Below are 23,947 nucleotides of genomic sequence, written 5' to 3' on the forward strand. Positions count from 1 at the left end.
CCCCGGGTCAGCCCTCGTCGTCGTGGTCGTCGTGGTCGTCGTGGTCGTGGTGGTCGTCGTCCTCGTCGAGGTGCTCGTGGGTGTCGGCGGCGCCGCGCTTCCAGTACCCGGTGATCGAGGAGTGCTCCTTGCCCAGGCCCAGGTCGTCGCGGATCCAGCGGCGCAGCGGTTTGATGGCGCCCGCCTCCCCGGCCAGCCACGCGAACACCGTCGCGCCCGCGGGGACCTCGATGGCGCGGGCAGCGTCCTCCAGCAGCGTCGTGGCCCGGCCGCCGCCGTGCAGCCACGTCACCGTGAAACCCCCCGGCGCCTCCAGCGGCAGTTCGGACCCGGGCCCGTGGACCTCGACGACGGCCGCGCCGCGACGCTCGCGCGGGGACTCGGCGAGGAACCGGGCCAGGGCGGGCAGGGCCGTCTCGTCGGCGGCCAGGACGTAGAAGTCGTAGTCGTCGCTGACCCGGTACCCCCCGGGCGGGCCCGCCACGTGGACGGTCGAGCCGATCGCGGCGGTGCGGGCCCAGTCGGAGGCCAGGCCGTGGTCGTGGACCACGAAGTCGATGTCGATCTCACCGGCGTCCGGGCGGTGGGCGCGGATCGTGTACTCCCGGCTCGTCGGGAACGGCCGCGGCCACTGCAGGTCGTCGCCGTCGGGGACCGGCACGCGCAGTTCCCCGGTGTCGGGGTCGGGGAAGATGAGTTTCACGTGCTCGTCGAAGACGGCGCTCTCGAAACCCGCCGCACCGGGACCCCCGAGGGTCAGCCGCAGCATCGTGCCGGACAGCACCTCGCGGCGCAGGAGTTCCACCTCGCGGATGCGGACGGGGAAGTCGACGTACTCCACGGGCGCGGGGGCGGTCCGGGGTTCGGTCGGGGTGGCGGTCACCGGGCCCCCTCCATCGCCTCGCGCAGCGACCTCGGCCGCAAGTCGGTCCAGGTGCGTTCCACGAACTCCAGCGCCTGCACCCGGGTGGACTCCCCCAGGGCGACGGTCCAGCCCGAGGGGACCTCGGCGAAGGACGGCCACAGCGAGTACTGCTCCTCGTGGTTGACGAGGACGAGGAACGTGCCGTCCTCGTCGTCGAACGGGCTGGTGCTCATCGGTTCCCTCCGGTGGTCTCGAGTGCGGTGGCGACGATCTGCAGGGTGGGGCCGGCGACGAGGTCGGCGTAGCCGACGCGGCCACCGGCCTCGCCGACGCGGGCGACGAGGTCCATGACGCGCACGGAGTCGAGGCCGTAGTCGCGCAGGTCCTCGGTGGGCCCGGCGTCGCTGATGTCCTCGGGGACCAGCGGCGTCACGAGTTCTCGCGCCTTCTCCAGCGGGGTCATGCGGGGATCTCCTGGGGGTGGGGGACGGGGGTGGTGAGCACGTCGGCGATCTCCCCGGCGCGCACGGCGACGGTGGACAGCAGCGGGGACGTCATGCCGTGCAGGTGGTCGCTCTGCCCCACCAGCACCAGCCGCGCCCGGCCGGGGGCGGTGAGCTCGGCGCGGTGGTCGCGCGTCACGAGCGGGCGGCCGGCGTCGTCGCGGCGGAGCAGGTCGGCGTCGGGACCGAGCAACCGCGTCGTGTCGAGGGGTTCGTACCCGGTCCCGAACACGACGGCGTCGACGTCGAGGGCCTCCACCCGTCCGTCGAGGTCGCCGCGGACGGTGAGCCGCGCCGCGACCGGTCCGTCGCCCAGGGACACGACGCGGCTGACCCGGTGCAGCACGAGGCGTTCCCGACCCAGCCACCGGTCGCGGTAGACGCGGTCGAAGAACTCGGTGATGACCTCGGTGCTGGCGACGCCGTTGTTCGCGTTGCGGTGCAAGCGGTCCACCCGGGCGCGGACGTCGTCGGGCGCGGCGTGCAGCAGGTCCACGGTGGCGGGGTCGAAGATCTGGTTCACCAGCGGCCCCTGGTAGGAGGGGGCGATGCCGAACTGCGAGGACACGAGGTGGACGACGGCCGCGGGGAAGCGGTCGGACAGGTCCAGCGCCACCTCCACCGCGCTCTGCCCGGTGCCGACGACGGCCAGCCGCCGCGGGTCGCGCAGCTCCCCCACCCGGTGCAGGTGGTCGGCGGAGTGCCACCACCGCGGGCCCGGTTCGACCCCCGCCGGCAGTCGCGGCTGCAACCCGGCGGCCACGACGACGTCGCGGGCGCGAACCGTCGCGATCCCGTCGGCGGAGGTGACGGTGACTTCGAAGGCGTCCACCGCACCGTCGGCCGCGCGCACCGGGGTGAGCCGCTCGACGCGCGAGCCGTACCGGACGACGTCGGTGAACGCCGCGGCCGCCCACCGCAGGTAGGCGGCGAACTCGACGCGCAGCGGTTCGGCGGACCCGCGGTTCACGAAGTCGGCCAGCCGGCCCCGCTGGTGCAGGAACGCGACGAACGAGAACTCCGACGTGGGGTTGCGGAACGTCACGAGGTCCTTGAGGAAGCTGATCTGCAGGCTGGCGTCCGGCAGCAGCATCCCGGAGTGCCAGTCCGGGGCGTCCTGCGCCTCGAAGAACGTGACCCGCGGACGGTCGGGGAGTTCGCGCAGCGCGATGGCCAGGGCGAGGTTCGCGGGGCCGAAACCCACCCCCGCGACGTCGAGGTCGGTGGTGGTCATGCGTCCTCCGCGGGGGTGGCGAGGCGACGGCGGTCGACCTTGCCGACGCCGGTCGACGGAAGGGCGTCGACGAAGGTGACGACGTCGGGGACCTTGTAGGCGGCCAGGCCGCCGGCGGCGAGGAACCGCCGCAGGTCGACGGCCCGCAGGCGGGTGCCGGGGCGGATGACGACGTGCGCCCGGACCCGTTCGCCGAGCACCTCGTCGGGCAGGCCGCCGACGGAGACGTCGTGGACGTCGGGGTGAGCGAGCAGGGCGTTCTCGACCTCCTCGGGGGCGATCTTCTCCCCGCCGCGGTTGATCTGGTCCTTCACCCGGCCGACGACGGTCAGGTACCCGTCGGCGCGTTCGACGACGAGGTCACCGGTCCGGTAGAAACCGTCGGCCGTGAAGGAGCGGGCGTCGTGCTCGGGGGCCCGGAAGTACCCGCGGATCGTGTACGGCCCGCGGGTCAGCAGCGCGCCCGGGGTTCCCGGCGGGACGGGCCGGTCGTGCTCGTCGACGACGCGGACCTCGTCGTCGGGGCTGATGCGCAGGCCCTGGGTCGACACGACGGTCTCGTGGTCGTCCCCGGCGCGGGTGTAGTTCACCAGCCCCTCGGCCATCCCGAACACCTGCTGCAACCGGGCGCCGAGCCCGGGTTCGACGCGTTCGGCGACGCTGCGGCTGAGCTTGGCGCCGCCGACCTGCACGAGCCGCAGGCTCGACCGGTCCGCCGCGGCGACCTCGGCGGAGTTCAGCCAGGCGATGACCAGCGGCGGCACGGCCGGGACGATCGTGACGCCGTGCCGGGGCACGAGCCGGGCGAACGAGGCCGGGCTGGGGTCCTCGGTGAGGACGACCGCGCCGCGGGCGTGGAACACCCCGAGGATCCCCGGGGACGACATCGTGAAGTTGTGCGCGACCGGCATCGCGACGAGCATCCGGGCCGAGGCGTCGAGCCCGCAGATGCTGGCGCTCTCGCGCACCGAGTACAGGTAGTCGTCGTGGGTGCGCGGGATGAGCTTGGGGGTCCCCGTCGTGCCGCCAGACAGCTGGAGGAACGCCAGGTCGGCCGGCGACACCGGGACGGTCGCGGCGGGTTCACGGCCGGCGGCGGCGTCCAGGAGGTCGTCGGCGAGCAGGACCCCCCGGACCGTCGCGACGGCGCCCGCGACCTCCGCGGCCAGCGCGGCGTGGTCGACACCGGCGATCCGGGAACGAGTCACCAGCAGCACCGCGTCGGCGGTGCGGGCGAAGTGCAGCAGGTCGGTGCGCCGGTGCGCGGGCAGCGCGAACACCGGCACCGCGCCGAGGCGGAACAGCGCGAAGACGACGAGCACGAACTCGGCGACGTTCGGCAGCTGCACCACGACCCGTTCCCCGCGCGCGAGCGCGAAGCGGTCCCGCAGCAGGCCCGCGACCCGGCCGACGAGGTCGTCGAGGTCGGCGTAGGTGAGTTCGCGGTCCCCGTCCAGGACGGCGGGGTTCGCCGGGGCCTGCGCAGCGGCCTCGCGCAGCAGGTCGTCGAACGTGGTGCCCGTCCAGTACCCGGCGGTGCGGTAGCGCTGCGCGAACCCGGCCGGGTACGGGACGACGCCCTCGACCGGCAGCGCCTCCACGACCCCGCTGACGGCGCTGCTCACGAGGTCACCAGTTCCCGCTCGTGCCGCAGCCGCAGCCCGGGGGCCACCGCGGCCAGGGCGCTCAGGGCGGTGCGCATCTTGGCGGCGGTCTCGGCGTGCTCGGCGGCCGGGTCCGACCCGGCGACGACCCCGGCGCCGGCGTGCACCCGCGCGCGGTCGCCGCGGACGGCGGCGCAGCGCAGCGCCAGGGCCCACTCGCCGTCCCCGGCGGAGTCCATCCACCCGACGAGCCCGGCGTACGTCCCGCGGTCGCCGGGTTCGACCTCGGCGAGGAACCGGGCGGCGGCCGCGGCGGGCAGCCCGCCCACGGCGGGGGTCGGGTGCACGGCGCACGCGACGTCGAGGGCGCTGGTCCCCGGCCGCAGGGTCCCGGTGAGCGGGGTCCCGAGGTGCCACAGCCGGGGGGTGCCCAGGACCGAGGGACCGGCCGGGACGTGCAGCGCGGACGTCAGGGGGCGCAGGCCCGCGGCGAGGGCCTCGACGAGGAAGGCGTGCTCGGCGCGGTCCTTGGCCGAGGCCAGCAGGTCGGTGCGGGCCCGGTCGTCGCGGGCCGGGTCGGGTTGCCGCGCAGCGGTTCCCGCGAGCGGGTGCGAGCGCACGACACCGGCGGCCACCTCGGCCACCAGCTCGGGCGAGGCCCCCACCAGGACCGCGCCGTCGCGCAGCGGGACGTGGAAGGCGTAGGCCGCGGGGTTGCCGGCGGTGAAGGCCGCCAGCAGCGCCCCGGTGTCGATGGGCGCGTCGGCGCGCAGGTCGGCGCTGCGGGCCAGCACCACCTTCTGCAGGGTCCCGTCCCCGATGGCCGCCACGGCCCGGGCCACCGCCCGCCGGTACCCGGGGTCGTCCGGGGCGTCGAGGGCGTCGAGGGGTTCGACGGGGTGGGCGCTGCGCGGCTGCGGGACCTCGCCGGGCCCGGCCTCCTCGGCGCCGACCTCCAGAACGGTCCCGGGGACGACCAGGTGCGCCGGTGCGGCGGGGTCGAACGGGATCGACCCCATGAGGACGCGGGGCACGCCGTCGACGGCCTCCACCTCCCGCAGCAGGTCCAGGGCGGCCCGCGCGGCGCCCGGTCCGGTGGACCGGGCGGGGGCGAGGACGGCGCGGCGGCCGCGGCCGCGCAGGCGCCGGCGGCCGAGGAAGACGAGGTCGGGCTCGGGGTTCGTGTCGGGGTTCGTGTCGGGGTGTCCAGGCATGGGTTCTCCGTCCTGACGCCTCAGCGGAGGGTGGCTCCGCCGTCGACGTAGATCTCCTGCAGGGTGATGTGGCGGGCGGCGTCGGAGGCGAGGAACACCACCGCGTCGGCGATGTCGCCGGGTTCGGCGACGCGCTGCAACGGGATGCCGGTCTTGTAGCGGCCGGGGTCCCCGGCCACCGCGCGCGCGACGGCACGCTCGACGTCCTCGCCGGTCCGTTCGAGCATCGCGGTGCGGGTCGTCCCGGGCGCCACCACGTTGCAGCGGACGCCGTGGGCGGCCAGTTCCAGGCCGAACGACTTGGTGAACGCCGTGACGGCCGCCTTGGAGGCGGCGTAGGCGGCCATCCCGGCGCGCGGGACGCCCGCGGCGTTGGAGGAGATCGTGACGATCACCCCCCGCCCGCGGGGGACCATGCGGGCGGCGACGGCTCGCAGGGTCCGGGCGACGCCGACGGTGTTCACCGCCAGCAGCAGGTCCAGGTCCGCGGGGTCGCTGGTGAGGACGTCGCCGCTGCGCAGGACCCCGGTGGCGCTGACCAGCACCTCGACCGGGCCGTGGACGTCCTCGACGCGCTCGACGAGCGCGTCCACCGAGGCCGCGTCCCGCACGTCGACGACCTCCTGGGCGCCGGTCCCGGGCAGGTCGGCGCCCACGACCGGCGCCCCCGTCCGGGAGAACCGGTCGAGCAGCGCGGACCCGATGCCGCCGGCGGCGCCGACGACCAGGACGGTGCCCCTCACCGGGCCACCGCGGGACGGGCGCCCGAGAACTCGGCCAGCACGTCCTGCACGCCCAGGACGCGCGCGCACCGGCTGGCCGCGTACCGCACGGCGGTGAGGTGCTCCTCGCGGGAGAAGTCGGCGACGGCGTCGGCCACGAAGAACGCCTGCGTGTCGTGCATGAACGCGTCGGCCGCCGTCAGCAGGCAGCCGATGTGCGCGTACACGCCGGTCACGACCAGCTGGTCCCTCCCGCTGTCGCGCAACAGGTCCCGCAGCGGCGTGCGCAGGAACGCGTTGTACCGCCACTTGGTCAGGACGGTGTCGCCGGCGTGCGGGGCGAGGGCGTCGACGATCCGGGCACCGGCCCGCGTCTGCAACCCCTCCCCCCAGAAGTCGGTGAGCAGCCCGCGGTCGGCGGGTTCCTGCGCGGGGGGCTGGGCGGTGAACACCACGGGCACCCCGAGGGAACGGGCGAGCCCGGTGGTGCGGGCGATGTTCGCCACGACCTGCCCGATCACCCCGTCGCGCTCGGCGTACGCGTCGACGAAGTGGTTCTGCATGTCGTGCACGAGGACGACGGCCCGCCGGGGTTCCAGCGGCCAGTCCACCCGGTTGCCCGGGAGCTCGTCCCGGGCCGGGAGCGCGTACGAGGCGATGCGGGGCAGGCTCACGGCGGGTCAGCTCCCCGCGACGGCGGTGGCGAGCACCGGGACGAGCTGGTCGAGGACCCAGACCTCGCTCAGCGGGGTCGGGTAGGCCAGCGGGGAGGCGACGAGATCGTCGACGACGGCGTAGTGCTTCCCCGCGACGGCCGGCACCTGCTGGAACAGGGCGTCGGACTCCAGCGCGGACCGCGTGAGCAGACCCTCGTCGCCGAACGGGTACCCGACGAGCAGGACGTCGGCGTCGAGGACGTCGACGTTCTCCCGGCTGACGGCCTGGTTCCCGGCGCTGAACCGGGAGGCGGCGGCGGGCAGGGTGAACCCGAGCCGTTCGAAGAACGAGGTGTCGCTGCCGTCGTAGGACTCGTAGGTGATCTGCTCGGGGTGGATCACGGCGTACGTGTACGTCCTGCCCGCGAACTCCGGGTGCGCGGCGGCGGCGGCCTCGAACTTCGCGGCGACGCCGTCGACGACCTCCTGGGCCTTCGCCGCGAGGTCGAGGGCCTTCCCCGCCTCGGCGGTCCGCTCGGCCCACGTCATGCCGGTGAGCCCGTCGGCGCCCTGGAAGGACACGATCGGCGCGATCTTCGACAGCTGCTCGTAGTCCTCGTCCAGGGTCCAGCCGCTGGTGGCGAGGATGACGTCGGGCGCCGCCGCCGCGATGGCCTCGTAGTCGACGCCGTCGGTGGAGTCGTAGGTGGTGAGGTCGCTCTCCCCCAGCCCTTCGAGGGCGGTGGTCTCCCACGGGTCGAGCTCGGCCTCGCCGTACAGCGGGCTGATGACGGGCACGACCCCCAGGGACAGGGCGATGTCGAGGTCGACGGAGGAGACGACGGCGACCTTCTCCGGCTTCTCCTCCAGCGTGGTCTCGCCGAAGGGGCTCGTCAGCGTCAGCGGGTAGGTGCTGGAACCGCCCGCGGTGCTCTGCGCCGCGGCCTGCGTCTCCTCGGAGGTGGAGCAGGCGGCGAGGCCGCCGAGGGCGAGGGACAGGACGGCGGCCGAGCCGAGCAGCGCGCGGCGGGACGGGGTGGTGCGGGCGGGACGGGGCATGGCTCTCTTCCTGGTGGGGGTTTCGGGGTTTCTTCCCTCAGGCGTCGTGCCGGCCGCGGGGCAGCACGACGGGGGTCCCGGTGTCGGGGTCGGGGACGACCCGGGCGCGCAGGCCGAACACGTCGGCGACGACCTCGGCGGTGACGACCTCGGCGGGCGGGCCGGCCGCGACGACCCGCCCGGCCCTGAGGGCGACGACGTCGTGGGCGTACCGCGCGGCCTGGTTCAGGTCGTGCAGCACCACCACGACGGTGGTCCCGGCGGCGTTGAGGTCGACGAGCAGGTCCATGACCTCGACCTGGTGGGCGACGTCGAGGTAGCTGGTGGGTTCGTCGAGCAGCAGCAGCGGGGTTTGCTGCGCCAGGGCCATCGCGATCCACGCCCGCTGCCGCTGCCCGCCGGAGAGGGTGTCGACCCCACGCCCGGCGAACTCCGCCATCCGGGTGCGCAGCAGCGCCTCCGCGACGACCCGGTCGTCCTCGGCGGTGCGGGCGCCGAAGGCGCCGCGGTGCGGGTGCCGGCCGCGGCGGACGAGTTCGGCGACGGTGATGCCCTCGGGGGCGACGGGCGCCTGCGGCAGCAGCCCGAGGCGGCGCGCGACCTCCCGCGTCCGCAGGGAATGGATGTCCGCGCCGTCGAGGAGGACCGCGCCGGCGCGCGCGGGCAGCAGCCGGGCCAGCGTGCCGAGCAGCGTGGACTTGCCGCAGCCGTTGGGGCCGATGAGCGCGGTGATGCGTCCGGTCCCGATCCGCAGGTCGAGGCCCTCGACGACGAGGTTCTCGGGGTAGCCGGCGCTGAGCCCGACGGCTCGCAGGCCGTCCGGGGTCGTCGCGGGAGCGAGGGTCTCGGTCACCGGTCGGTCCTCCGGGAGATGAGCAGGAACACCAGGACGGGGGCGCCGACGAGGCCGGTGACGACGCCGGTGGGCACGGGGCTGACGAGGGGGGCGGACTGCGCGGCGACGTCGGCGAGCACGAGGACGCACGCCCCGACCAGGCCGGGCAGCAGCGGCCCGGGCTGCGGCAGCAGCCGCGCCGCGACGGGGCCGGCGACGAGCGCCACGAACGTGACGGGGCCGGTGACGCTCGTCGCGGTCGCGGCCAGCACGGCGCCCAGCAGCAGGGCGCAGACCCGCACGACGAGCACCCGGGTCCCCAGGGCGGTGGCCAGCGGGTCGCCCAGGCGCAGGGTCCGGAGGACGGGGTCGAGGGCGAGGACGGCGAGCACCCCGGCGGCCAGGACGGCGGCCGCGGTCCGCACGTCGGTCCAGGACGCCCCGGCGAGGGACCCGATCATCCAGCGCAGGGCGCGCTGGGAGGTGGTGGCGTCGGCGAGGGTGAGCAGGTAGCTGGTCAGGGCCGTGGCGCAGGCGCCGACCCCGATGCCCATGAGGACGAGCCGGTAGGTGGCCGACCGCCGTCCCCAGCTGAGGCCGAAGACGACGACGGCCGCCAGCGCCGCGCCGAGGACCGCGCCGGCCTGCACCGCGACGCCCGCCGCGCCGGTGCCCGCGCCCACCCCGACGAGGGCGGCGACCGCGCCGGCGCTGGCGCCGGCGGAGATCCCGATGACGTCGGGGGTGGCCAGGACGTTGGACGTGAGGCGCTGGTAGACGACGCCGGACAGGCCCAGGAGGGCGCCGGCGAGCGCGGCGGTCAGGGCGCGGGGCAGGCGCGTCTCGTGGACCACGAAGTGCGCCAGCCCGTCGGCGCGGCCGACGAGGGCGGTGGGGACGTCGGCGAGGTCGAGGTCGGCGCTGCCGCCGAGCAGGACCTCGCCGCTCAGGCCCAGGAGCAGGACGGCCAGGGTGGCGGCGGTGACGGTGAGGCCGCGGCGCCGTTCCCGCCGGCGGCCGAGGTGCAGGTCGCGGACGACCTCCGCGAGGCCGGGTGCGCTCACGCCTCGACCAGCTTCCGGGTGCGGGCCAGGGCGATGAACGCGGGGGTGCCGACGAGGGCGGTGGTGACGCCGACGGCGACCTCGCCGTCGCCGGGGGCCAGCCGGCCCACGACGTCGGCGGCGAGCAGGACGACCGCTCCGGTGAGCATGGCGACGGGCACGAGGACCCGCTGGTCGGCGCCGACGAGCAGGCGGGCGAGGTGGGCGGCGACCAGACCGACGAAGCCGATGGGCCCGCAGGCCGCGACCGCTGCGGCGCAGAGCAGGACGGCGACCAGGGCGGTCCCGAGCTGGGCGCGGCGGACGCGGACGCCGAGGCCGGCGGCGGCGGACTCGCCGAGGGCGAGCGCGTTGAGGGCCGGTCCGCAGGCCAGGGCGAGGACGAGGCCGGTCAGGGCGAACGGCCACAGCTCGGCGAGGGTCTCGCCGCGGCCGGACAGCTGCCCGACCGACCAGAACCGGTAGCGGGCGAACGCGGAGCTGTCGCGCACGATCAGGAGGTTGATGACGGCCCCGAGCAGGGCGGCGGTGGCGGCGCCGGCGATGACGAGGCTCACGGCGGTCGACGCGGACCGGGTGAGCCGGGAGATCGCGAGGACGACGGCGGCGGTGGCGAGCGCCCCGGCGAGGGCGAACCAGAAGGTGGCGATGACGCCGGTGACGCCGAGGACGACGATGCCGGCGACGACGGTGCAGGCGGCGCCGAGCTCGACGCCGAGGATGCCGCCGTCGACGAGGGGGTTGCGGGTCAGGGCCTGCACGACGGCGCCGGACCCGCCCAGGCACAGGCCCACGACGACGCCGAGGACGGTGCGGGGCAGGCGTTCGGTGAGGACGACGGTGGTGTCGTACCCGGTCCCGGGGGTCCCGGTCAGCGCCGAGGCGAGCGCGCGCAGGACGGTGCCGGGGGCGATGGGGCGGGCGCCGAGGGCGAGGGAGGCGACGGCCACGGCGGCCAGCGCGAGGACGAGCAGGAGCAGGCCGAGGGTCTGCCGGCGGCGGGTGGTGACGACCGCGCCGAGGACGGCGCGGGGGTCCTCGGGGTCCCCGGGTGGGCGGGCCGGGGTGGGGAGGACGACGCCGGGGGCGTCGTGTCCGCTCATCGCGTGGTCCGTCCTTGGTCTTCGGGGAGGTCTCGGGCATCATCCCGGGTATGGAGAGGCTAACCTCAACCGTTCACCCTGAGCGCTCACCCGTCCACACTCAGCGCTCGACTCCGCCGGGGTGGGCGAACCGGTGGCCGGTGACCTCCGTGGACCCCGGGCCCGGCGACGAGGACGACGGGTTCGGGTCCTGGGGGCACGCCCCGCACTCCCACCGGTTCGACCAGTTCCTCACCGCCACCGCGGGCACGGCCGTCGTCGTCGTCGACGGGGTGGAGCACCCGCTGAACGTCGCGGCGGGCCTGTGGGTACCGGCCGGGGTGGTCCACTCGGCGCGGTTCGAGCCCGGGTTCGCGCCGTTCGTGCACGACGTCGAGGCGGGGGTCCTGGCGGCCGGGTCCGCCGCGGCGGCGCCGGTGCGGGTGAGCGCGGCGCTGCGCAACCGGCTGCTGCGGGTGGCGTTCGACGGCGGGTGCCTCACGACCGTCCTGGCCGGGGTGCTCGGGGCGCCCGGGGGCGCCGACGCCGGGCCGCGGGGTGAGGACGCGCTGGCGGAAGTCCTGCGACTGGCGCGCCGCCGCTTCGAGGACCCCGTCGCGAGCGAGGTCGCGGCCCGGTTGCGGGAGAACCCCGACGACGACCGTTCGCTGGAGGAGTGGGCCGCGGCCCTGCACACCAGCAGCGCCACCATCCGCCGCGCCTTCCACCGCGACACCGGCGGCAGCTTCTCGACGTGGCGGACCGCGCTGCGGGTCGCGACGAGCGTCACGCTGCTGGGCCGCGGCGTCCCGGTCGGTCAGGTCGCCCGGTCGGTGGGGTTGAGCCACAACGGGTTGATCGCCGCCCACCGGCGCTGGCTGGGCCGCTCCCCCAGCGACGTCCGGGCGGGCGCGCCCCGCACGGGTGCCCCGCCCGCCCCCTGACGCCGACACCCTCTCGATCAAGGACTCCCGCCCTGCGATCAAGGACTCCCGCCCCGCGATCAAGGACTCGCACGGGCCGACACGTGGGCGTGTCCTTGATCGCCGCGCAGGTTTCCTCGATCGCGGTGGTCGCGGGAGTGGAGGTGGTCGGCGGGGCGCCGGGGGCGGGGACGCCCCGGGGTCAGGCCCCGCCGTTGACGGCGGTGGTGTGCAGCGCGCCGTCCTGCACGGAGTACTCCTCCAGGATCGCGTCGTAGGTGCCGTCGGCGATGGACTCCTGCAGCGCCCGCTGCACGGCGTCGCGCAGGTTCGTGCGGTCCTTGGCGAAGGCGTACCCCCAGGGCTGGGCCTGCCACGGCTTGCCGACGGCCTGCAGCCTCCCGCCGGAGTCGGCGACCATCTTCGCCGCCGCGGGCAGGCCCTCCACGCCGAAGTCGGCCCGTCCGGCCAGGACCTCCTCGCCGCTCTCGGTGAACCCGACGTCCACGAAGCCGATCGGGGCCTTCCCGGCGGCCACGCAGATGGCGGACTGGGAGTGGATGATGTCGGCGTCGGTGCTGCCCTCGGAGGCCGCGCCCGTCAGGCCGCACCAGTTCATCGGGTCGGTCAGGGCCGAGCGGTCACCGGCGCCGGTGATGAGCTGCTCACCGGCGTAGAAGTTGTCCACGAAGTCGACGTTGGTCTGCCGGGACGCCTTGTCGGTGACCGAGGACCCGGTGAGGTCGATCCGGTGCGCGGCGGCCCGGTCGCGCAGTTCGGCGAAGGGGACGTCGACGAACTCCGGCGTCAGGCCGAGGCGGTGGGCGATGTCGGTGAGGATGTCGACGTTCGCCCCGGTCACCTCCCCGCCCTCCTTGAACTCCATGGGGGCGTAGGTGGCGTCCACCCCGATGGTCAGGGTGCCGGCCTCCACCAGGTCCAGGTCGGCGGACGCCGGCGCGGCCGCGTTCGTGGTGGCGGCCCCTTCGGCCTCGCCCCCGCAGCCGGTCAGGGCCAGCAGGGGCAGGACCGCGGTGGCGGCGAAGAGCGCCGCTGCACGGGAACGGGTCACGGGGAACTCCTGGCGATCGGTGGGACGGCGGTGGGGGCGGGGCTCAGACGGTGAACTTGCGCAGTTCGTCCTCGAGGGCGGACGCGGCGGCGGCGACGCGGCCGGCGGTCCCGGAGGTCTGCTGGGCGACGTCGGTCGTGAGGTTCACGTCGTGCGCCATGGAGGAGATGGACCGGGTCACGTCGGCCGAGCCGACGGCGATCTCGTCGACGTTGCGGACCATCTCGCGGGTCGTGGCGGTCTGCTCCTCGACGGCGCTGGCGACGGTGGCCTGGAGGTCGCTGATGCGTTCGACGACACCGCGGATGGTGCGGATGGCGGCGTCGGCGGCGGCGGCGTCGCGCTGCGCCGCGGTGACCTTCACGACGATGCCCTCGGAGGTGCGGGCCGATTCGGAGGCCAGTTCCTTGACCTCGCTGGCGACGACGGCGAAACCCTTGCCGTACTCCCCGGCGCGGGCGGCCTCGATGGTGGCGTTGAGCGCGAGCAGGTTCGTCTGCTCGGCGATGGAGGTGATGACCTTGACGATGTCGCCGATCTCGGCGGAGGACTGGGCCAGGCCGCGGATCGTGCCGACGGCCTCCTCGACCGCGGCGACGGCGTCGGCGGCGACCGAGGACGCCTCGGCGGTGGCCGCGGCGATCTGCTCGATGGCGGCGGACATCTCCCCGCTGGAGTCGGCGACGCTGCGGATGGTCACGGAGATCTCCTCCGCCGCAGCCGATCCGGCCTCGGCCTGCGCGGCGGACCCGGCGGCCCGCTCGTGCAGGGAACCGGAGACGGAGGTGAGTTCGTCGGCCGAGGAGGACATCTCCCGCGACACGCGGCCGACCTCGGCGAACAGTTCGGCGAGCTTGTCGAGGGCGGTGTTCAGCGCCTTCACCATGCGCCCGACCTCGTCCTCGCGGCCGACCTCGCCGCGCCCGTCGAGACGGCCCTCGGCGACGGCCTCGAGGATCGTCACGGTGCTCTGCAGGCGGCGGCGCAGCCCGCGGGTGATGGTGGTGGCGACGACGGCCAGGACGGCGGTGACGAGCAGGCTGGCGGAGATCGTCAGGACCAGCCCCTCGCGGCGGGCGGCGGCGGAGTTCTCCACGGCGGTGCGCTGGGCGGTCGCGGCGGCCTCGACGATGCCCGGCACGGCCCCGCTGAGGACGTCGGCCTCCTGGGTGAACGCGGGCATCGCGGCCCGGGCCGCCGTCTGGGCGGGGTCGGTGATCTCGTAGTTCGACAGCGACACGACCCGCTGCCCCAGGGTGACGACCGTCTCGGTCCGGGCGAGCAGGTCGGCGGTCTGGTCGCGGACCTCCCCCTCGGACACGGCGGAGAGGTCGCGCAGGGCGGTGCGCAGGGCGGTGGCGTCGGCGCCGAGCGCGGCGATGGCGGACTGGCGCTGGGCGGTGTCGGCCGTCACGAGCGAGGTCATGACGTCCCCGCGGACGCGGGCCTGGGCGGCGTCGACGCGTTCGGCGAGGGAGGCGGCGCGGTCGGCGCGGATCAGCGCGTCCTGCGCGGCGTCCTGCTGCGAGGAGGCCACGACGCCGATGCCGCCGACGCTCACGACCCCCAGCACCCCGACGGCGGACAGCACGACGAGCCGGGCGGCGATGCTCGTCCCGCGTCGCGGGGCGGGGGCGCGGTCGGTGCGGGTCATCGTCGTTCCCATCTCGATGTGCCGGGTCTGGGGTTCCCATCGACGGGCCCGGACCCGACCTGAAGCGGGGACGACGACGCCCACCGCGCACGGGCGCGGTGGGCGTCGGGTGGGGGCGGGTCAGGCGGCGGTGCGGGTCCCGGCGGCCCGCAGCTCCTCCTCGACCTGCTCCAGGGTGCGGCCGCGGGTCTCGGGGACCCACTTGAGGGTGAACAGCAGGCACAGCACGGACAGCGCCACGAAGCACAGGAACGTGGCCCGCCCGCCGATGGCCTCCAGGACCGGCAGGAACACCAGCGAGATCGCGAAGTTCGACAGCCAGAGCGCCATGGTCGTCGCACCCCCGGCCAGGCCCTTGACGCGGGTCGGGAAGATCTCGGCGATGAGCAGCCACGCGACGGGGGCGACGGTGCTCTGCTGGAAGGCGAGGAACGCGGCCATCAGGCCGAGGGTGACGAAGCTCATCGCCGCCGACTCCCCCGTCCGCCCGATCACGAACGACAGCGCGAGCAGGCAGGCGGCGCCGCCGACCTGGCCGACGACCATGAGGGTGCGGCGGCCGTGGCGGTCCACGAGGGTGAGCCCGACGGCGGTCGCGGCGACGCTGATGACGCCGACGGCGATGGTGCTGACGACGGCGACCGAGGTCGACAGGCCGGTCGTCTCCAGGATGGTGGGGGCGAAGTAGATGATCGCGTTCGTGCCGGTGGCCTGCTGGACGAAGCCGATGCCGATCCCGATGAACAGCACGCGCCGCAACCAGGGGGTGCGGAACTCGGCCCAGCCGGCGGACTCCCGGCGGCGCCGGGAGAGGCGTTCGGCGCGCTGCTGGCGGTGGAACTCGCGTTCGGTCTCGCGTTCGCTGCGGCTCTTGCGCAGCACCTCGATGGCCTCGCGCCGGAACCCGTTGGCCTGCAGCCAGCGGGGGGTCTCGGGGACGAACGCGCAGCCGACGACGAGGGCCACCGCGGGGGCCGCGGCCAGGCCCAGCATGAGCCGCCAGTCCCCGGTGGGGGCGAGCGCGGCGTTGACGACGTAGGCCAGGAGCTGCCCGGAGACGATCATCAGGGAGTTCAGCGAGACCAGCCGGCCGCGGTCGGCGGCGGGGGCCAGTTCGGCCAGGTACATCGGCACCGCCACCGACGCCGACCCGACGGCCAGGCCGAGCACGAACCGGGCGGCGACCATGAAGGGGACGTCGGGGGCCAGCGCGACGGCGAGGGCCCCGGCGGTGAACACGATCCCGGCCCAGCCCATGGACCTGCGGCGGCCGACGCGGTCGGCGACGCGGCCCCCGGCGACGGCTCCGACGGCCGCGCCGACGAGCAGGGTGCTCGTGATGAGCCCCTCGTCGAGGGAGGTGAGGACGAGGTCCTGCCGCATGTACGGCAGGGCGCCGGAGATGACGCCGGTGTCGTAGCCGAACAGGGCGCCGCCGATGGCGGCGAGGGTCGTGACGCGGCGCAGGAACCGGCGCTGCTGGGGGCCGACGGCGTCGGGAGCCGGGGCGGGGGCGGTGGGTGCGGTGGGTGCGGTGGCCGGGCGCGGGGACGGCAGTCCGGCCCGCTGCTCGTCGGGGAGCGTCCGGGCGTCTTGTTCCGAGGCGGAGATGAGCTCTGTCCTTCCGACTTTGTCCTTACGTCCTGACAACGTTCCAGCTTACGCCCGGACGCTGCGGGACACCCCGACGCGGACCCCGCCCCCCCTCCGCGGTCGGGACGGCGGTGCCCTCGACCGCCGGGGAGGGGTCCTCGCTCACCGCCGGGGGCGGGAGGGGGTGCTGTGGCAGACTCGGGGGGCGCGCACCACGTGCACGCCCCCGTAGCTCAGTGGCCAGAGCAACCGCCTTGTAAGCGGTAGGTCGTCGGCTCGACTCCGACCGGGGGCTCTCAGCCGATCAGCCCGTCCTCGCGGGCGGCGGCGGCCGCGGCCGCCGAGGACCGCACGCCGTACTTGCGGCGCACCGCCGTCAGGTGCTGGGCGACGGTGTTGGCGGCCAGGCCCAGGCGCTCGGCCACGACCGCGCCCGCGTGCCCGGCGGCGACGAGCCGCAGCACCTCCAGCTCCCGGGCGGTCAGGGACACGCGGGCCGTGCGGGCACCGGCGGGGCGGCGCGCGGCCTCCTCCAGCTCGCGGTACCGCTCCTCGGACAGCACCACGAAGCGACGGCCGGTCGCGTCCTCGACGGTCACCCGGCGGTCACCGGAGGCGACGGCGCGCGCGAGGCCGTCCCACCAGCCACCCGGAGGGGCCCCGATCGCGTCCGGACCCGTCGTCCCCGCGCTTCCCGCCACGTGCCTGCTCCCCGTCCACCGGGCGACGTCCGCGCCGGTGGCCCCAGGGTGCGCCGTCCCCCGAAGAGATACAACCCTCAACCAGGTCGGTCACCCGGGTGGCGTCGCGGCCGCCGGTGGCCCCGCCGCCGGACGACGGGGCGCGCGGCCCTCAGGCGACCGCGACGGGCGCCGCCCCCAGCGCCGCCACCAGCCGCGCGGTGACGTCGGCGACCTCCCCGAGCCCGTCCACCGACCGCAGCAGGCCGCGCCCGGAGTAGACCTCCACGAGCGGGGCCGTCTGCTCGGCGTAGACGCGCTGGCGGGTGCGGACGACGTCCTCGGTGTCGTCCGAGCGGCCCTGCGCGAGGGCGCGCGCCGACAGCCGGCGCACCAGCTCGTCGACGTCGGCGGTGATCTCCAGGACGTGGTCCAGCGCCACCCCCGACTCCGCGAGCACGCCGTCCAGCTCACGGACCTGGTCGGTCGTGCGCGGGTAGCCGTCGAGGATGAACCCCGCGGCGACGTCGGGCTGCTGCAACCGGTCGCGGACCACCGCGTTGGTCACGGCGTCCGGCACGTACCGCCCGGCGTCCAGGTACTCCTGCACCGTCCGGCCCAGCTCGGTCCCCTGCGCGACGTGAGCGCGGAAGGTGTCGCCGGTCGAGACGGCGGGCACCCCCAGCCGGTCCGACAGCAGGGCCGCCTGGGTGCCCTTGCCCGCACCGGGCGGGCCGAGGAGGACGAGACGCGTCATGGTGGAACCTTCCGTGGGTCGGGCGGCGCGCCCGAACGGGGTGGAGAGGTGAGGGTACCCTCCGTTCGTGGCCGCTCAGGCGGTGGCGACGGCCGTGCCCTCCGGGGCGTGCACGGCCGGGAACACCGGGCGGTCCAGGCCCTGGAACGTCCGCGCCACCCGCAGCACCTGCTCGCAGTACCCGCGTTCGTTGTCGTACCAGACGTAGAGGATCGCGGTGTCCCCGGCCACGATGGTCGCCAGCGCGTCGACGACCCCCGTCTTGCGGGTCCCGATGAAGTCGGTCGAGACGACCTCGGGGGAATCGGTGTAGTCGATCTGGTCCTGCCACGGCGAGTCCAGCGACACCTGCCGCAGGTACTCGTTGAGGTCGGCGCGCTCGACCGGCCTTTCCAGCGTCAGGTGCAGCACGGCCAGGGACACGTCGGGGGTGGGTACCCGGATCGAGTTCCCCGTGAGCCTGCCCTCCAGTTCCGGCAGCGCCTTGGCGACGGCCTTCGCGGCGCCGGTCTCGGTGAGGACCATGTTCAGCACCGCCGACCGGCCGCGGCGGTCCCCCTTGTGGAAGTTGTCGATGAGGTTCTGGTCGTTGGTGAAGGAGTGGACCGTCTCCACGTGCCCGCGGACGATCCCGAACCGGTCGTTGACGACCTTCAGCACCGGCGCGATCGCGTTGGTGGTGCACGAGGCCGCCGAGGCGATCCGGTCGTCGGCGGTGAGCGTGTCCTGGTTCAGCCCGTGGACGACGTTCTTCACCGACCCCTTGCCCGGTGCGGTCAGCAGGACCCGGCCGACCCCGGTGCTGCGCAGGTGCTGCGACAGCCCCTCGGCGTCGCGCCACTTCCCGGTGTTGTCGATGACCAGGGCGTCGGCGATGCCGTACCGGGCGTAGTCCACGGTGGCCGGGTCGTCGGAGTAGATCACCTGGATCGTGGTGCCGTTGGCGTGCAGGCGCTCGTTCTCCTCGTCCACCGTGATGGTCCCGGCGAACGCCCCGTGCACGGAGTCCCGGCGCAGCAGGCTGGCCCGCTTGGTGAGGTCGTTGGCACCGGAACGGCGCACCACGACGGCGCGCAGCCGCAGGCCCCAGGGGTCGTCGCCGTGCTCGACGAGGATCCGGGCCAGCAGGCGGCCGATGCGGCCGAAGCCGTAGAGGACGACGTCGCGGCCGCCCCGGGGGTGCGGCGACCCGGCGACGGCGGGGTCCAGGGGCGCGAGCACCGGGCGCAGCGCGGCCTCGTCGGTGGTGCCGGCGCCGGCGAGCCGGGCCAGGTCGACCACCGCCGGCGACAGCGGCAGGCGGCACAGCACCTGCAGCAGTTCCAGGCTGCCCTCCAGGGACAGCTCCACGTCGTCGACGTGGCGGGCGAACCGGTGGGCCTTGATGAGCCCGACCACCGACTTCCCGACGAGGCTGCGGCCGTGGACGGTCACCGTCACGCCGTGGTCGCGGTGCAGCCGGCCGATGAACGGGACCATGGCCTCGGCGAGGCCGAGCTTCAGCGACCAGCCGAGGTCGTCGTCGGTCGGGTTCTGGGCGGGGTCGGGCATCGTCGCTTCCCTCGTCTCTCGTGGTGTCGGTGGCACTCACGATGCGCGAGCACCCGGGCCGTCACCAGGCGGCCCGGGTGAGAAGATCCGCAGATCTTCACGGAGGGTGCAGTTCGGCGCGGGACTCGACGCCGACGGGGTCAGGCGACGGCCACCACGCCGAGGGCGTCGAGGACGGCGGTCGCGACGGCGTCGGGGTGCGAGACGGCGATGGCGTGCGAACCGCCGGCGACGACAGTGCTGTTCCGGACCCCGGCGCGTTCGGCCATGGCCTCCTGCGCGGCCGCGGGGATGTTCAGGTCCGCGTCGCCGTACACCGACCACGACGGGACCCGCTTCCAGGCCGGGTCCACCGACAGCGGCTGCGCCAGAGCGGCTTCGGTCACCGGCCGCTGCGTGAGGGCCATGACCTCGGCGGTCGCGGCGGGGACGTCGGCGGCGAACTGGGCGCCGAACTTCGCCGGGTCGATGCGGAACTCCTGCCCGCCGCCGGTGAGCGGGTAGCTGAGCAGGGTCTCCCCGAGGGTGCTGCCCGGGTACCGGCCGGACAGCTCCAGCGCGCTCTCGCCGCGGTCGGGCACGAACGCGGCGACGTAGACGAGGCCGCGGACGAGGTCGCCGAGCGCGGCGGCGGCCTCGGTGACGACCATCCCGCCGTAGGAGTGCCCCACGAGGACGACGGGGCGGCCCAGGCCGCGGACGACGTCCACGAGGTAGGCGGCGTCGGAGTCGACCGAGCGCAGGGGGTTGGCGACGGCGACGGTCTGCACGCCGCGGTCGTGGAGGGTCTCGACGACCTCGGCCCAGGAGGCGGATTCGGCGAAGGCGCCGTGCACGAGCACGGCGACCGGGGCGTCCTCGGGCGTGTTCTCGGGGGCGTGCTGGGACATGGGTTCCACCTCTCGGGACGGGCGCTGCGCGGTCGTGGCGCCGTCCGGACGGGACGGCGCCCCGGGGGACGCTAGGTGCCGCACCGGGGGCGAGCCAGGTCCTGTCAGGGTCAGGACCAGGGGCCGGTGCGGGACCGCCGCCGGACGATGATGGAACCATCAACAACCGTCCGACCCAGGAGGACACCACCGTGCCCGGCAACCCGAAGAACCTCTCCCTCGAACCGGCCGCGCAGGCCTTCGTCGACGCCACCAGCGAACCGCCCTTCCTCTACCAGCTGCCTCCGGAGGAGGGGCGCAAGGCCGTCGACGGCGTCCAGGACGAACCCATCGACAAACCCGCCGTGGACGAGCAGTGGATCACCGTCCCCGGCGGCCCCACCGGCAGCGTCCAGGTTCGCGTCGTCAAGCCCGTCGGCGCCACCGGTCAGCTCCCGGTGGTCGTCTACACGCACGGCGCCGGCTGGGTCTTCGGCGACGCCCACACCCACGACCGCCTCGTGCGGGACCTGGCGGTCGGCACCGGCGCCGCCGTCGTGTTCCCCGAGTACGACCGCTCCCCCGAGGTGAAGTACCCCGTCGCCAACGAGCAGGCCTACGCGGCCGTGAAGTGGGTCGTCGACCAGGGCGCCGGGCACGGCCTGGACGCCTCCCGCCTGGCCGTGGCCGGGGACTCCGTCGGCGGGAACATGGCGATCGCCCTGACCCTCATGGCGAAGGAGCGCGGGGAGTTCACCTTCGCCGCGCAGGTGCTGTTCTACCCGGTGACCGACGCGAGCTTCGACACCGGCTCCTACCACGAGTTCGCCGAGGGGTACTTCCTGGCCCGCGAGGGCATGAAGTGGTTCTGGGACCAGTACACGACGCCCGAGACCGACCGCGGCGCGATCACCGTCTCCCCGCTGCGGGCGACCACCGAGCAGCTCACCGGGCTGCCCCCGGCCCTGGTCGTCACCGCCGAGGCCGACGTCCTGCGCGACGAGGGCGAGGCGTACGCGGCGAAGCTGCGCCGCGCCGGCGTCCCGGTCACCGCGGTGCGTTACCAGGGCATCGTCCACGACTTCGTCATGGTCAACTCCCTGCACGGCACCCAGGCGGCGAAGGCCGCTGTCGCGCAGGCCGTCGCGTTCCTGCGCGGGGCCCTGCAGGACTGACCGGGCCCGGTGCGGGCGGTGGTCAGGGTTCGTCGGGAACCGTGACGACCCGGTTCTGGTAGGCCCAGACCACCGCCTGCAACCGCGAGCGCACCCCGAGCTTCGGCAGCATCCGGGCCAGGTGCGACTTCACGGTGGTGACCTCCACGACGAGCTCGGCCGCGATGTCCTCGTTCGACATCCCCTGCGCCAGCAGCAGCAGGACGTCGCGTTCGCGCGGCGTCAGCAGGTCGCTGTCCTGACCGGGGCGCACCGGGTGCAACCGGCGGCGGGTGACGAACTCCCGCAGCACCCGGCGGGTCAGCGCCTGGTCGATCGTGCCGTTCCCGGCCGCGACCTGCCGCACCGCGCTGACGATGGTGTCGGGTTCGGCGTCCTTGAGCAGGAAACCCGACGCGCCCGCCTCCAGCGCGCCGAACACGTAGTCGTCCAGGTCGAACGTGGTCAGCACCAGCACCGGGACCTGCGGGTCGGCGTCGGGCCCGCACAGCGCCCGCGCGACCTCGATGCCGTCCAGGACGGGCATGCGGATGTCGAGGCAGGCGACGTCGGGGACCGTGGAGCGGGCCAGTTCCAGCGCCTGACCGCCGTCGGCGGCGACCCCGACGACGGTGATGTCGGGTTCGGCCCCCAGCAGGCTGGAGATCCCGGCCCGCACGAGGGGCTGGTCGTCGGCCACGAGGACCCTGATCACGTCGACGCCTCCCGCACCAGTTCCAGTTCCACCGACCAGCCCCCCTCGGGGGTCGGCCCGTACCGCACCCGCGCCCCGACGAGGTCGGCGCGCTCGCGCATCCCCCGCAGCCCGAAACCCCCGGTCTCCCGGCGCGGGGCGGGCCGCTCGGGCGGGGCGTTGACGACGCTCACGACGAGCCGGTCGCCGAGGTCGCGCAGCTCCACGGTGCACTCGGCCCCGGGGGCGTGCACGGCGGCGTTGGACAGCGCCTCCTGCACGGCGCGGTAGGCGGCGAGCTGGGCCAGCGGGCCGATCCCCTCCCCCGGGTCCGCCGGGCCCGACCGGCGCAGCACGACCGGCTGCCGTTCCCGCACGCGCTCGACGAGGTCGGGGAGGGTGTCCAGCGACTCCACCGACCGGGTCCCGGCGGTGTCCTCGCGCAGCAGGCCGACGAGCCGCCGCAGGTCGTCGAGCACGCCGGTGCTCTGGGCCCGGATCTGCCGGACCCCCTCGCGGGCGCGGGCGGGGTCGGTGTCGAGCTGCCGGTCCACGACGGCGGCCATGAGCGCGATGCCGGAGAGGTGGTGCGCGGCGATGTCGTGCAGCTCGCGGGCCATCGCGGTGCGCTCGCGGGCGACCGCGGCCTCGACGAGGGCGTGCCGTTCGCGCAGCAGCGCAGCCCGCTCCTGGTCCCTGGCCCGTCGCAGGTCGAGCCGGGTGCGGACGACCAGCCCGCCGAGGGCGGGCAGCCCCACCAGGCCCGCGGCCTGCCCGGCGGCCTGGAGCGCGGCACCGCCGGCCCCGGCGTCCGCGCCGGTCACCGCGCCGACGACCTCACCGACGGCGACGACGAGGGCCGCGACGGCCAGGGCGGGGCCGGTGCGGACCCGGGCGGTGGCCGTGGTCACCGCGACGGCGACCACGAGGGCGGGGCCGCCGATCCCGTGCAGGGCGGCGGGCGCGGTGGCGGCCAGGACGGCGGTGGACGCGGCCACCACCAGCAGGGTCGTGCGGGCGGCGGCGCGCAGCGGGACCAGGGCCGCGGCCTGGGCGGTGAGCAGCGCGGCGGTCAGCCACCACGGGCCCGTCCCGGCGGCCGGGGCGGCCTGGCCGGGCGCGAGGGCCTCCCCGGCGGTCAGCGCGGGTGCGGCGGTCAGCAGCGCGAGCGAGAGGAGCCCGGTGCCCGCCGCGAGGAGCACGTCCGGGCGCCGGACCGGACCGGTGGGCATCAGCGGAGTGTACGGACGTGGCCGAGCCGGCCGCGGGTCAGGACGAGGACGACGGCGGCCGCGACGGCGGAGGTGGCGAACAGCCCGGGCAGCATCCGGTCGGCCGGGATCGCGGGGTACAGCTCGGCCCACAGCAGGGAGGCGGTGTTGTTGACCCCGACGTGCAGCAGCGCCACGACGGGCAGGCTCTGCCCGGAGCGGTTGAAGACCCAGGCGATGACGACGTTGAAGCAGACGCAGAAACCCGCGAACCACGCGGCCTGCGTCCACGGCGCGTCGGGCCAGCCGCCCCACTCGGTGAGGAACAGCGGCAGGTGCCACAGCGCCCACACCGGTCCCAGGACGGCGGCGGCGCCGAGGGCCCCGAGGCGGTCCTGCAGGCGGGGCAGGGCGAAGTCGCGCCATCCGGGTTCCTCGGCCAGACCGGTGGTGACGAGCTGGAGCAGCAGACCGGGCACGACGGCGGCCAGCACCAGGGCCGAGGGGGTGTGGACGACGCCGCGGGAGAAGGGCAGCCCGGCGAGGACGACGAGGGCGGGGGCGCCGAGCAGGGCCAGGGCGTACCAGCCGGGGGCCACGCGCCAGCGCCACAGCCGCCCGGCCCACCGCCGCAGGCCGGGGCGGCCGTCGGCGAGGGCGGTGACGAGGAGCCCGGCGCCGAGCGGGCCGAGCAGGGCGCCCGGCAGGACCCCGGCGAACTGGGCGGTGCCGAGCAGTTCGGGGAAGCGGAACGACCACAGGCCCAGGCCGTTGGCGGACAGGACGTAGGGCGTCCAGACCAGCCAGCTGACCCCGAGGGCCAGGAGGAAGAACGCCACGAGCGGGCGGCGGGCGACGGCGGCGCGCAGTGGTCCCGGCGGGGCCGGCGGCGGGTGGAGGAGTGCGGTCATGCCCCTGACGCTAGGGACGGGACCGGGTCCTCCGCGCCGT

General features: G+C 75.3%; 24 protein-coding genes and 1 tRNA gene. 3 read left to right on the forward strand and 22 right to left on the reverse strand.

Going from position 1 to position 23,947, the window contains the following annotated elements; translation table 11 throughout:
• Positions 1–7: 7 nt before the first annotated feature.
• From ACRYRX_RS08695 to ACRYRX_RS08750, 12 genes are read right to left on the reverse strand one after another with little or no spacing between them, the layout of a single operon-like run.
• Positions 8–883 (reverse strand): siderophore-interacting protein, encoded by an 876-nt coding sequence (locus ACRYRX_RS08695; RefSeq protein WP_432511452.1) that lies wholly within the window; start codon positions 881–883, stop codon positions 8–10.
• Positions 880–1,098, reverse strand: a complete 219-nt coding sequence (locus ACRYRX_RS08700) for an MbtH family protein (protein WP_432511453.1) — start codon at positions 1,096–1,098, stop codon at positions 880–882. Before ACRYRX_RS08700 ends, ACRYRX_RS08695 begins: the two co-directional genes overlap by 4 nt.
• The gene (locus ACRYRX_RS08705; RefSeq protein ID WP_432511454.1) at positions 1,095–1,328 is read right to left on the reverse strand and encodes a phosphopantetheine-binding protein; all 234 of its coding nucleotides are present in this window, start codon (positions 1,326–1,328) and stop codon (positions 1,095–1,097) included. The genes ACRYRX_RS08700 and ACRYRX_RS08705 overlap by 4 nt, the downstream gene beginning before the upstream one ends.
• Positions 1,325–2,602, reverse strand: coding sequence for a lysine N(6)-hydroxylase/L-ornithine N(5)-oxygenase family protein (locus tag ACRYRX_RS08710; RefSeq protein WP_432511455.1), 1,278 nt, complete (start codon positions 2,600–2,602; stop codon positions 1,325–1,327). The genes ACRYRX_RS08705 and ACRYRX_RS08710 overlap by 4 nt, the downstream gene beginning before the upstream one ends.
• The gene (locus ACRYRX_RS08715) at positions 2,599–4,227 is read right to left on the reverse strand and encodes a (2,3-dihydroxybenzoyl)adenylate synthase (RefSeq protein WP_432511456.1); all 1,629 of its coding nucleotides are present in this window, start codon (positions 4,225–4,227) and stop codon (positions 2,599–2,601) included. The genes ACRYRX_RS08710 and ACRYRX_RS08715 overlap by 4 nt, the downstream gene beginning before the upstream one ends.
• Positions 4,224–5,420: an isochorismate synthase gene (locus ACRYRX_RS08720; RefSeq protein ID WP_432511457.1), complete on the reverse strand. Its 1,197-nt coding sequence runs from the start codon at positions 5,418–5,420 to the stop codon at positions 4,224–4,226. The genes ACRYRX_RS08715 and ACRYRX_RS08720 overlap by 4 nt, the downstream gene beginning before the upstream one ends.
• Before the next feature lie 20 nt (positions 5,421–5,440).
• Positions 5,441–6,163 (reverse strand): SDR family oxidoreductase, encoded by a 723-nt coding sequence (locus ACRYRX_RS08725; protein ID WP_432511458.1) that lies wholly within the window; start codon positions 6,161–6,163, stop codon positions 5,441–5,443.
• Positions 6,160–6,816 (reverse strand): isochorismatase family protein, encoded by a 657-nt coding sequence (locus tag ACRYRX_RS08730; RefSeq protein WP_432511459.1) that lies wholly within the window; start codon positions 6,814–6,816, stop codon positions 6,160–6,162. Before ACRYRX_RS08730 ends, ACRYRX_RS08725 begins: the two co-directional genes overlap by 4 nt.
• Positions 6,817–6,822: 6 nt before the next feature.
• On the reverse strand, positions 6,823–7,857 hold the full coding sequence (locus ACRYRX_RS08735) for an ABC transporter substrate-binding protein (protein WP_432511460.1): 1,035 nt from the start codon (positions 7,855–7,857) through the stop codon (positions 6,823–6,825).
• Positions 7,858–7,894: 37 nt separating this feature from the next.
• Entirely contained in the window at positions 7,895–8,710 is an 816-nt protein-coding gene (locus ACRYRX_RS08740; RefSeq protein ID WP_432511461.1) for an ABC transporter ATP-binding protein, read from the reverse strand.
• Positions 8,707–9,756, reverse strand: a complete 1,050-nt coding sequence (locus tag ACRYRX_RS08745) for a FecCD family ABC transporter permease (protein ID WP_432511462.1) — start codon at positions 9,754–9,756, stop codon at positions 8,707–8,709. Before ACRYRX_RS08745 ends, ACRYRX_RS08740 begins: the two co-directional genes overlap by 4 nt.
• On the reverse strand, positions 9,753–10,859 hold the full coding sequence (locus tag ACRYRX_RS08750) for a FecCD family ABC transporter permease (RefSeq protein ID WP_432511463.1): 1,107 nt from the start codon (positions 10,857–10,859) through the stop codon (positions 9,753–9,755). Before ACRYRX_RS08750 ends, ACRYRX_RS08745 begins: the two co-directional genes overlap by 4 nt.
• A gap of 140 nt (positions 10,860–10,999) precedes the next feature.
• Here ACRYRX_RS08750 and ACRYRX_RS08755 point away from each other — a divergent pair, with 140 nt between their 5' ends.
• Entirely contained in the window at positions 11,000–11,782 is a 783-nt protein-coding gene (locus tag ACRYRX_RS08755; protein ID WP_432511464.1) for an AraC family transcriptional regulator, read from the forward strand.
• 181 nt (positions 11,783–11,963) lie between these two features.
• On the opposite strand, the gene ACRYRX_RS08760 is transcribed toward ACRYRX_RS08755, so the two are convergent.
• The 3 genes from ACRYRX_RS08760 to ACRYRX_RS08770 form a co-directional block, all read right to left on the reverse strand.
• Positions 11,964–12,833: a transporter substrate-binding domain-containing protein gene (locus tag ACRYRX_RS08760; protein ID WP_432511465.1), complete on the reverse strand. Its 870-nt coding sequence runs from the start codon at positions 12,831–12,833 to the stop codon at positions 11,964–11,966.
• Positions 12,834–12,876: 43 nt separating this feature from the next.
• On the reverse strand, positions 12,877–14,487 hold the full coding sequence (locus ACRYRX_RS08765; RefSeq protein WP_432511466.1) for a methyl-accepting chemotaxis protein: 1,611 nt from the start codon (positions 14,485–14,487) through the stop codon (positions 12,877–12,879).
• A 120-nt stretch (positions 14,488–14,607) separates the two neighbouring features.
• On the reverse strand, positions 14,608–16,137 hold the full coding sequence (locus tag ACRYRX_RS08770; protein WP_432511467.1) for a sugar porter family MFS transporter: 1,530 nt from the start codon (positions 16,135–16,137) through the stop codon (positions 14,608–14,610).
• Between the two features lie 165 nt (positions 16,138–16,302).
• Here ACRYRX_RS08770 and ACRYRX_RS08775 point away from each other — a divergent pair.
• Positions 16,303–16,375: transfer RNA gene (locus tag ACRYRX_RS08775), tRNA-Thr, on the forward strand.
• A gap of 1 nt (position 16,376) precedes the next feature.
• Here ACRYRX_RS08775 and ACRYRX_RS08780 read toward each other — a convergent pair.
• From ACRYRX_RS08780 to ACRYRX_RS08795, 4 genes are all read right to left on the reverse strand, one after another.
• Positions 16,377–16,679: a LuxR C-terminal-related transcriptional regulator gene (locus ACRYRX_RS08780; RefSeq protein WP_432511468.1), complete on the reverse strand. Its 303-nt coding sequence runs from the start codon at positions 16,677–16,679 to the stop codon at positions 16,377–16,379.
• Positions 16,680–16,932: 253 nt separating this feature from the next.
• Positions 16,933–17,517: an adenylate kinase gene (locus tag ACRYRX_RS08785; RefSeq protein ID WP_432511469.1), complete on the reverse strand. Its 585-nt coding sequence runs from the start codon at positions 17,515–17,517 to the stop codon at positions 16,933–16,935.
• A 75-nt stretch (positions 17,518–17,592) separates the two neighbouring features.
• Entirely contained in the window at positions 17,593–19,068 is a 1,476-nt protein-coding gene (locus tag ACRYRX_RS08790; protein ID WP_432511470.1) for a glyceraldehyde-3-phosphate dehydrogenase, read from the reverse strand.
• Positions 19,069–19,208: 140 nt separating this feature from the next.
• Entirely contained in the window at positions 19,209–19,958 is a 750-nt protein-coding gene (locus ACRYRX_RS08795; protein WP_432511471.1) for an alpha/beta fold hydrolase, read from the reverse strand.
• A 191-nt stretch (positions 19,959–20,149) separates the two neighbouring features.
• Between ACRYRX_RS08795 and ACRYRX_RS08800 the strand changes: the two genes are divergently transcribed.
• Positions 20,150–21,112 carry an alpha/beta hydrolase gene (locus ACRYRX_RS08800; protein ID WP_432511472.1) on the forward strand — a complete coding sequence of 321 codons (963 nt, stop codon included), beginning with the start codon at positions 20,150–20,152 and terminating at the stop codon, positions 21,110–21,112.
• 22 nt (positions 21,113–21,134) lie between these two features.
• On the opposite strand, the gene ACRYRX_RS08805 is transcribed toward ACRYRX_RS08800, so the two are convergent.
• From ACRYRX_RS08805 to ACRYRX_RS08815, 3 genes are read right to left on the reverse strand one after another with little or no spacing between them, the layout of a single operon-like run.
• Positions 21,135–21,806, reverse strand: coding sequence for a response regulator (locus ACRYRX_RS08805; RefSeq protein WP_432511473.1), 672 nt, complete (start codon positions 21,804–21,806; stop codon positions 21,135–21,137).
• On the reverse strand, positions 21,803–23,017 hold the full coding sequence (locus tag ACRYRX_RS08810) for a sensor histidine kinase (RefSeq protein ID WP_432511474.1): 1,215 nt from the start codon (positions 23,015–23,017) through the stop codon (positions 21,803–21,805). Before ACRYRX_RS08810 ends, ACRYRX_RS08805 begins: the two co-directional genes overlap by 4 nt.
• On the reverse strand, positions 23,017–23,907 hold the full coding sequence (locus ACRYRX_RS08815) for a CPBP family glutamic-type intramembrane protease (protein ID WP_432511475.1): 891 nt from the start codon (positions 23,905–23,907) through the stop codon (positions 23,017–23,019). The genes ACRYRX_RS08810 and ACRYRX_RS08815 overlap by 1 nt, the downstream gene beginning before the upstream one ends.
• Between the last annotated feature and the right edge of the window lie 40 nt (positions 23,908–23,947).

This window comes from Kineococcus lubricus, assembly GCF_050871965.1.
Lineage (GTDB): Bacteria > Actinomycetota > Actinomycetes > Actinomycetales > Kineococcaceae > Kineococcus.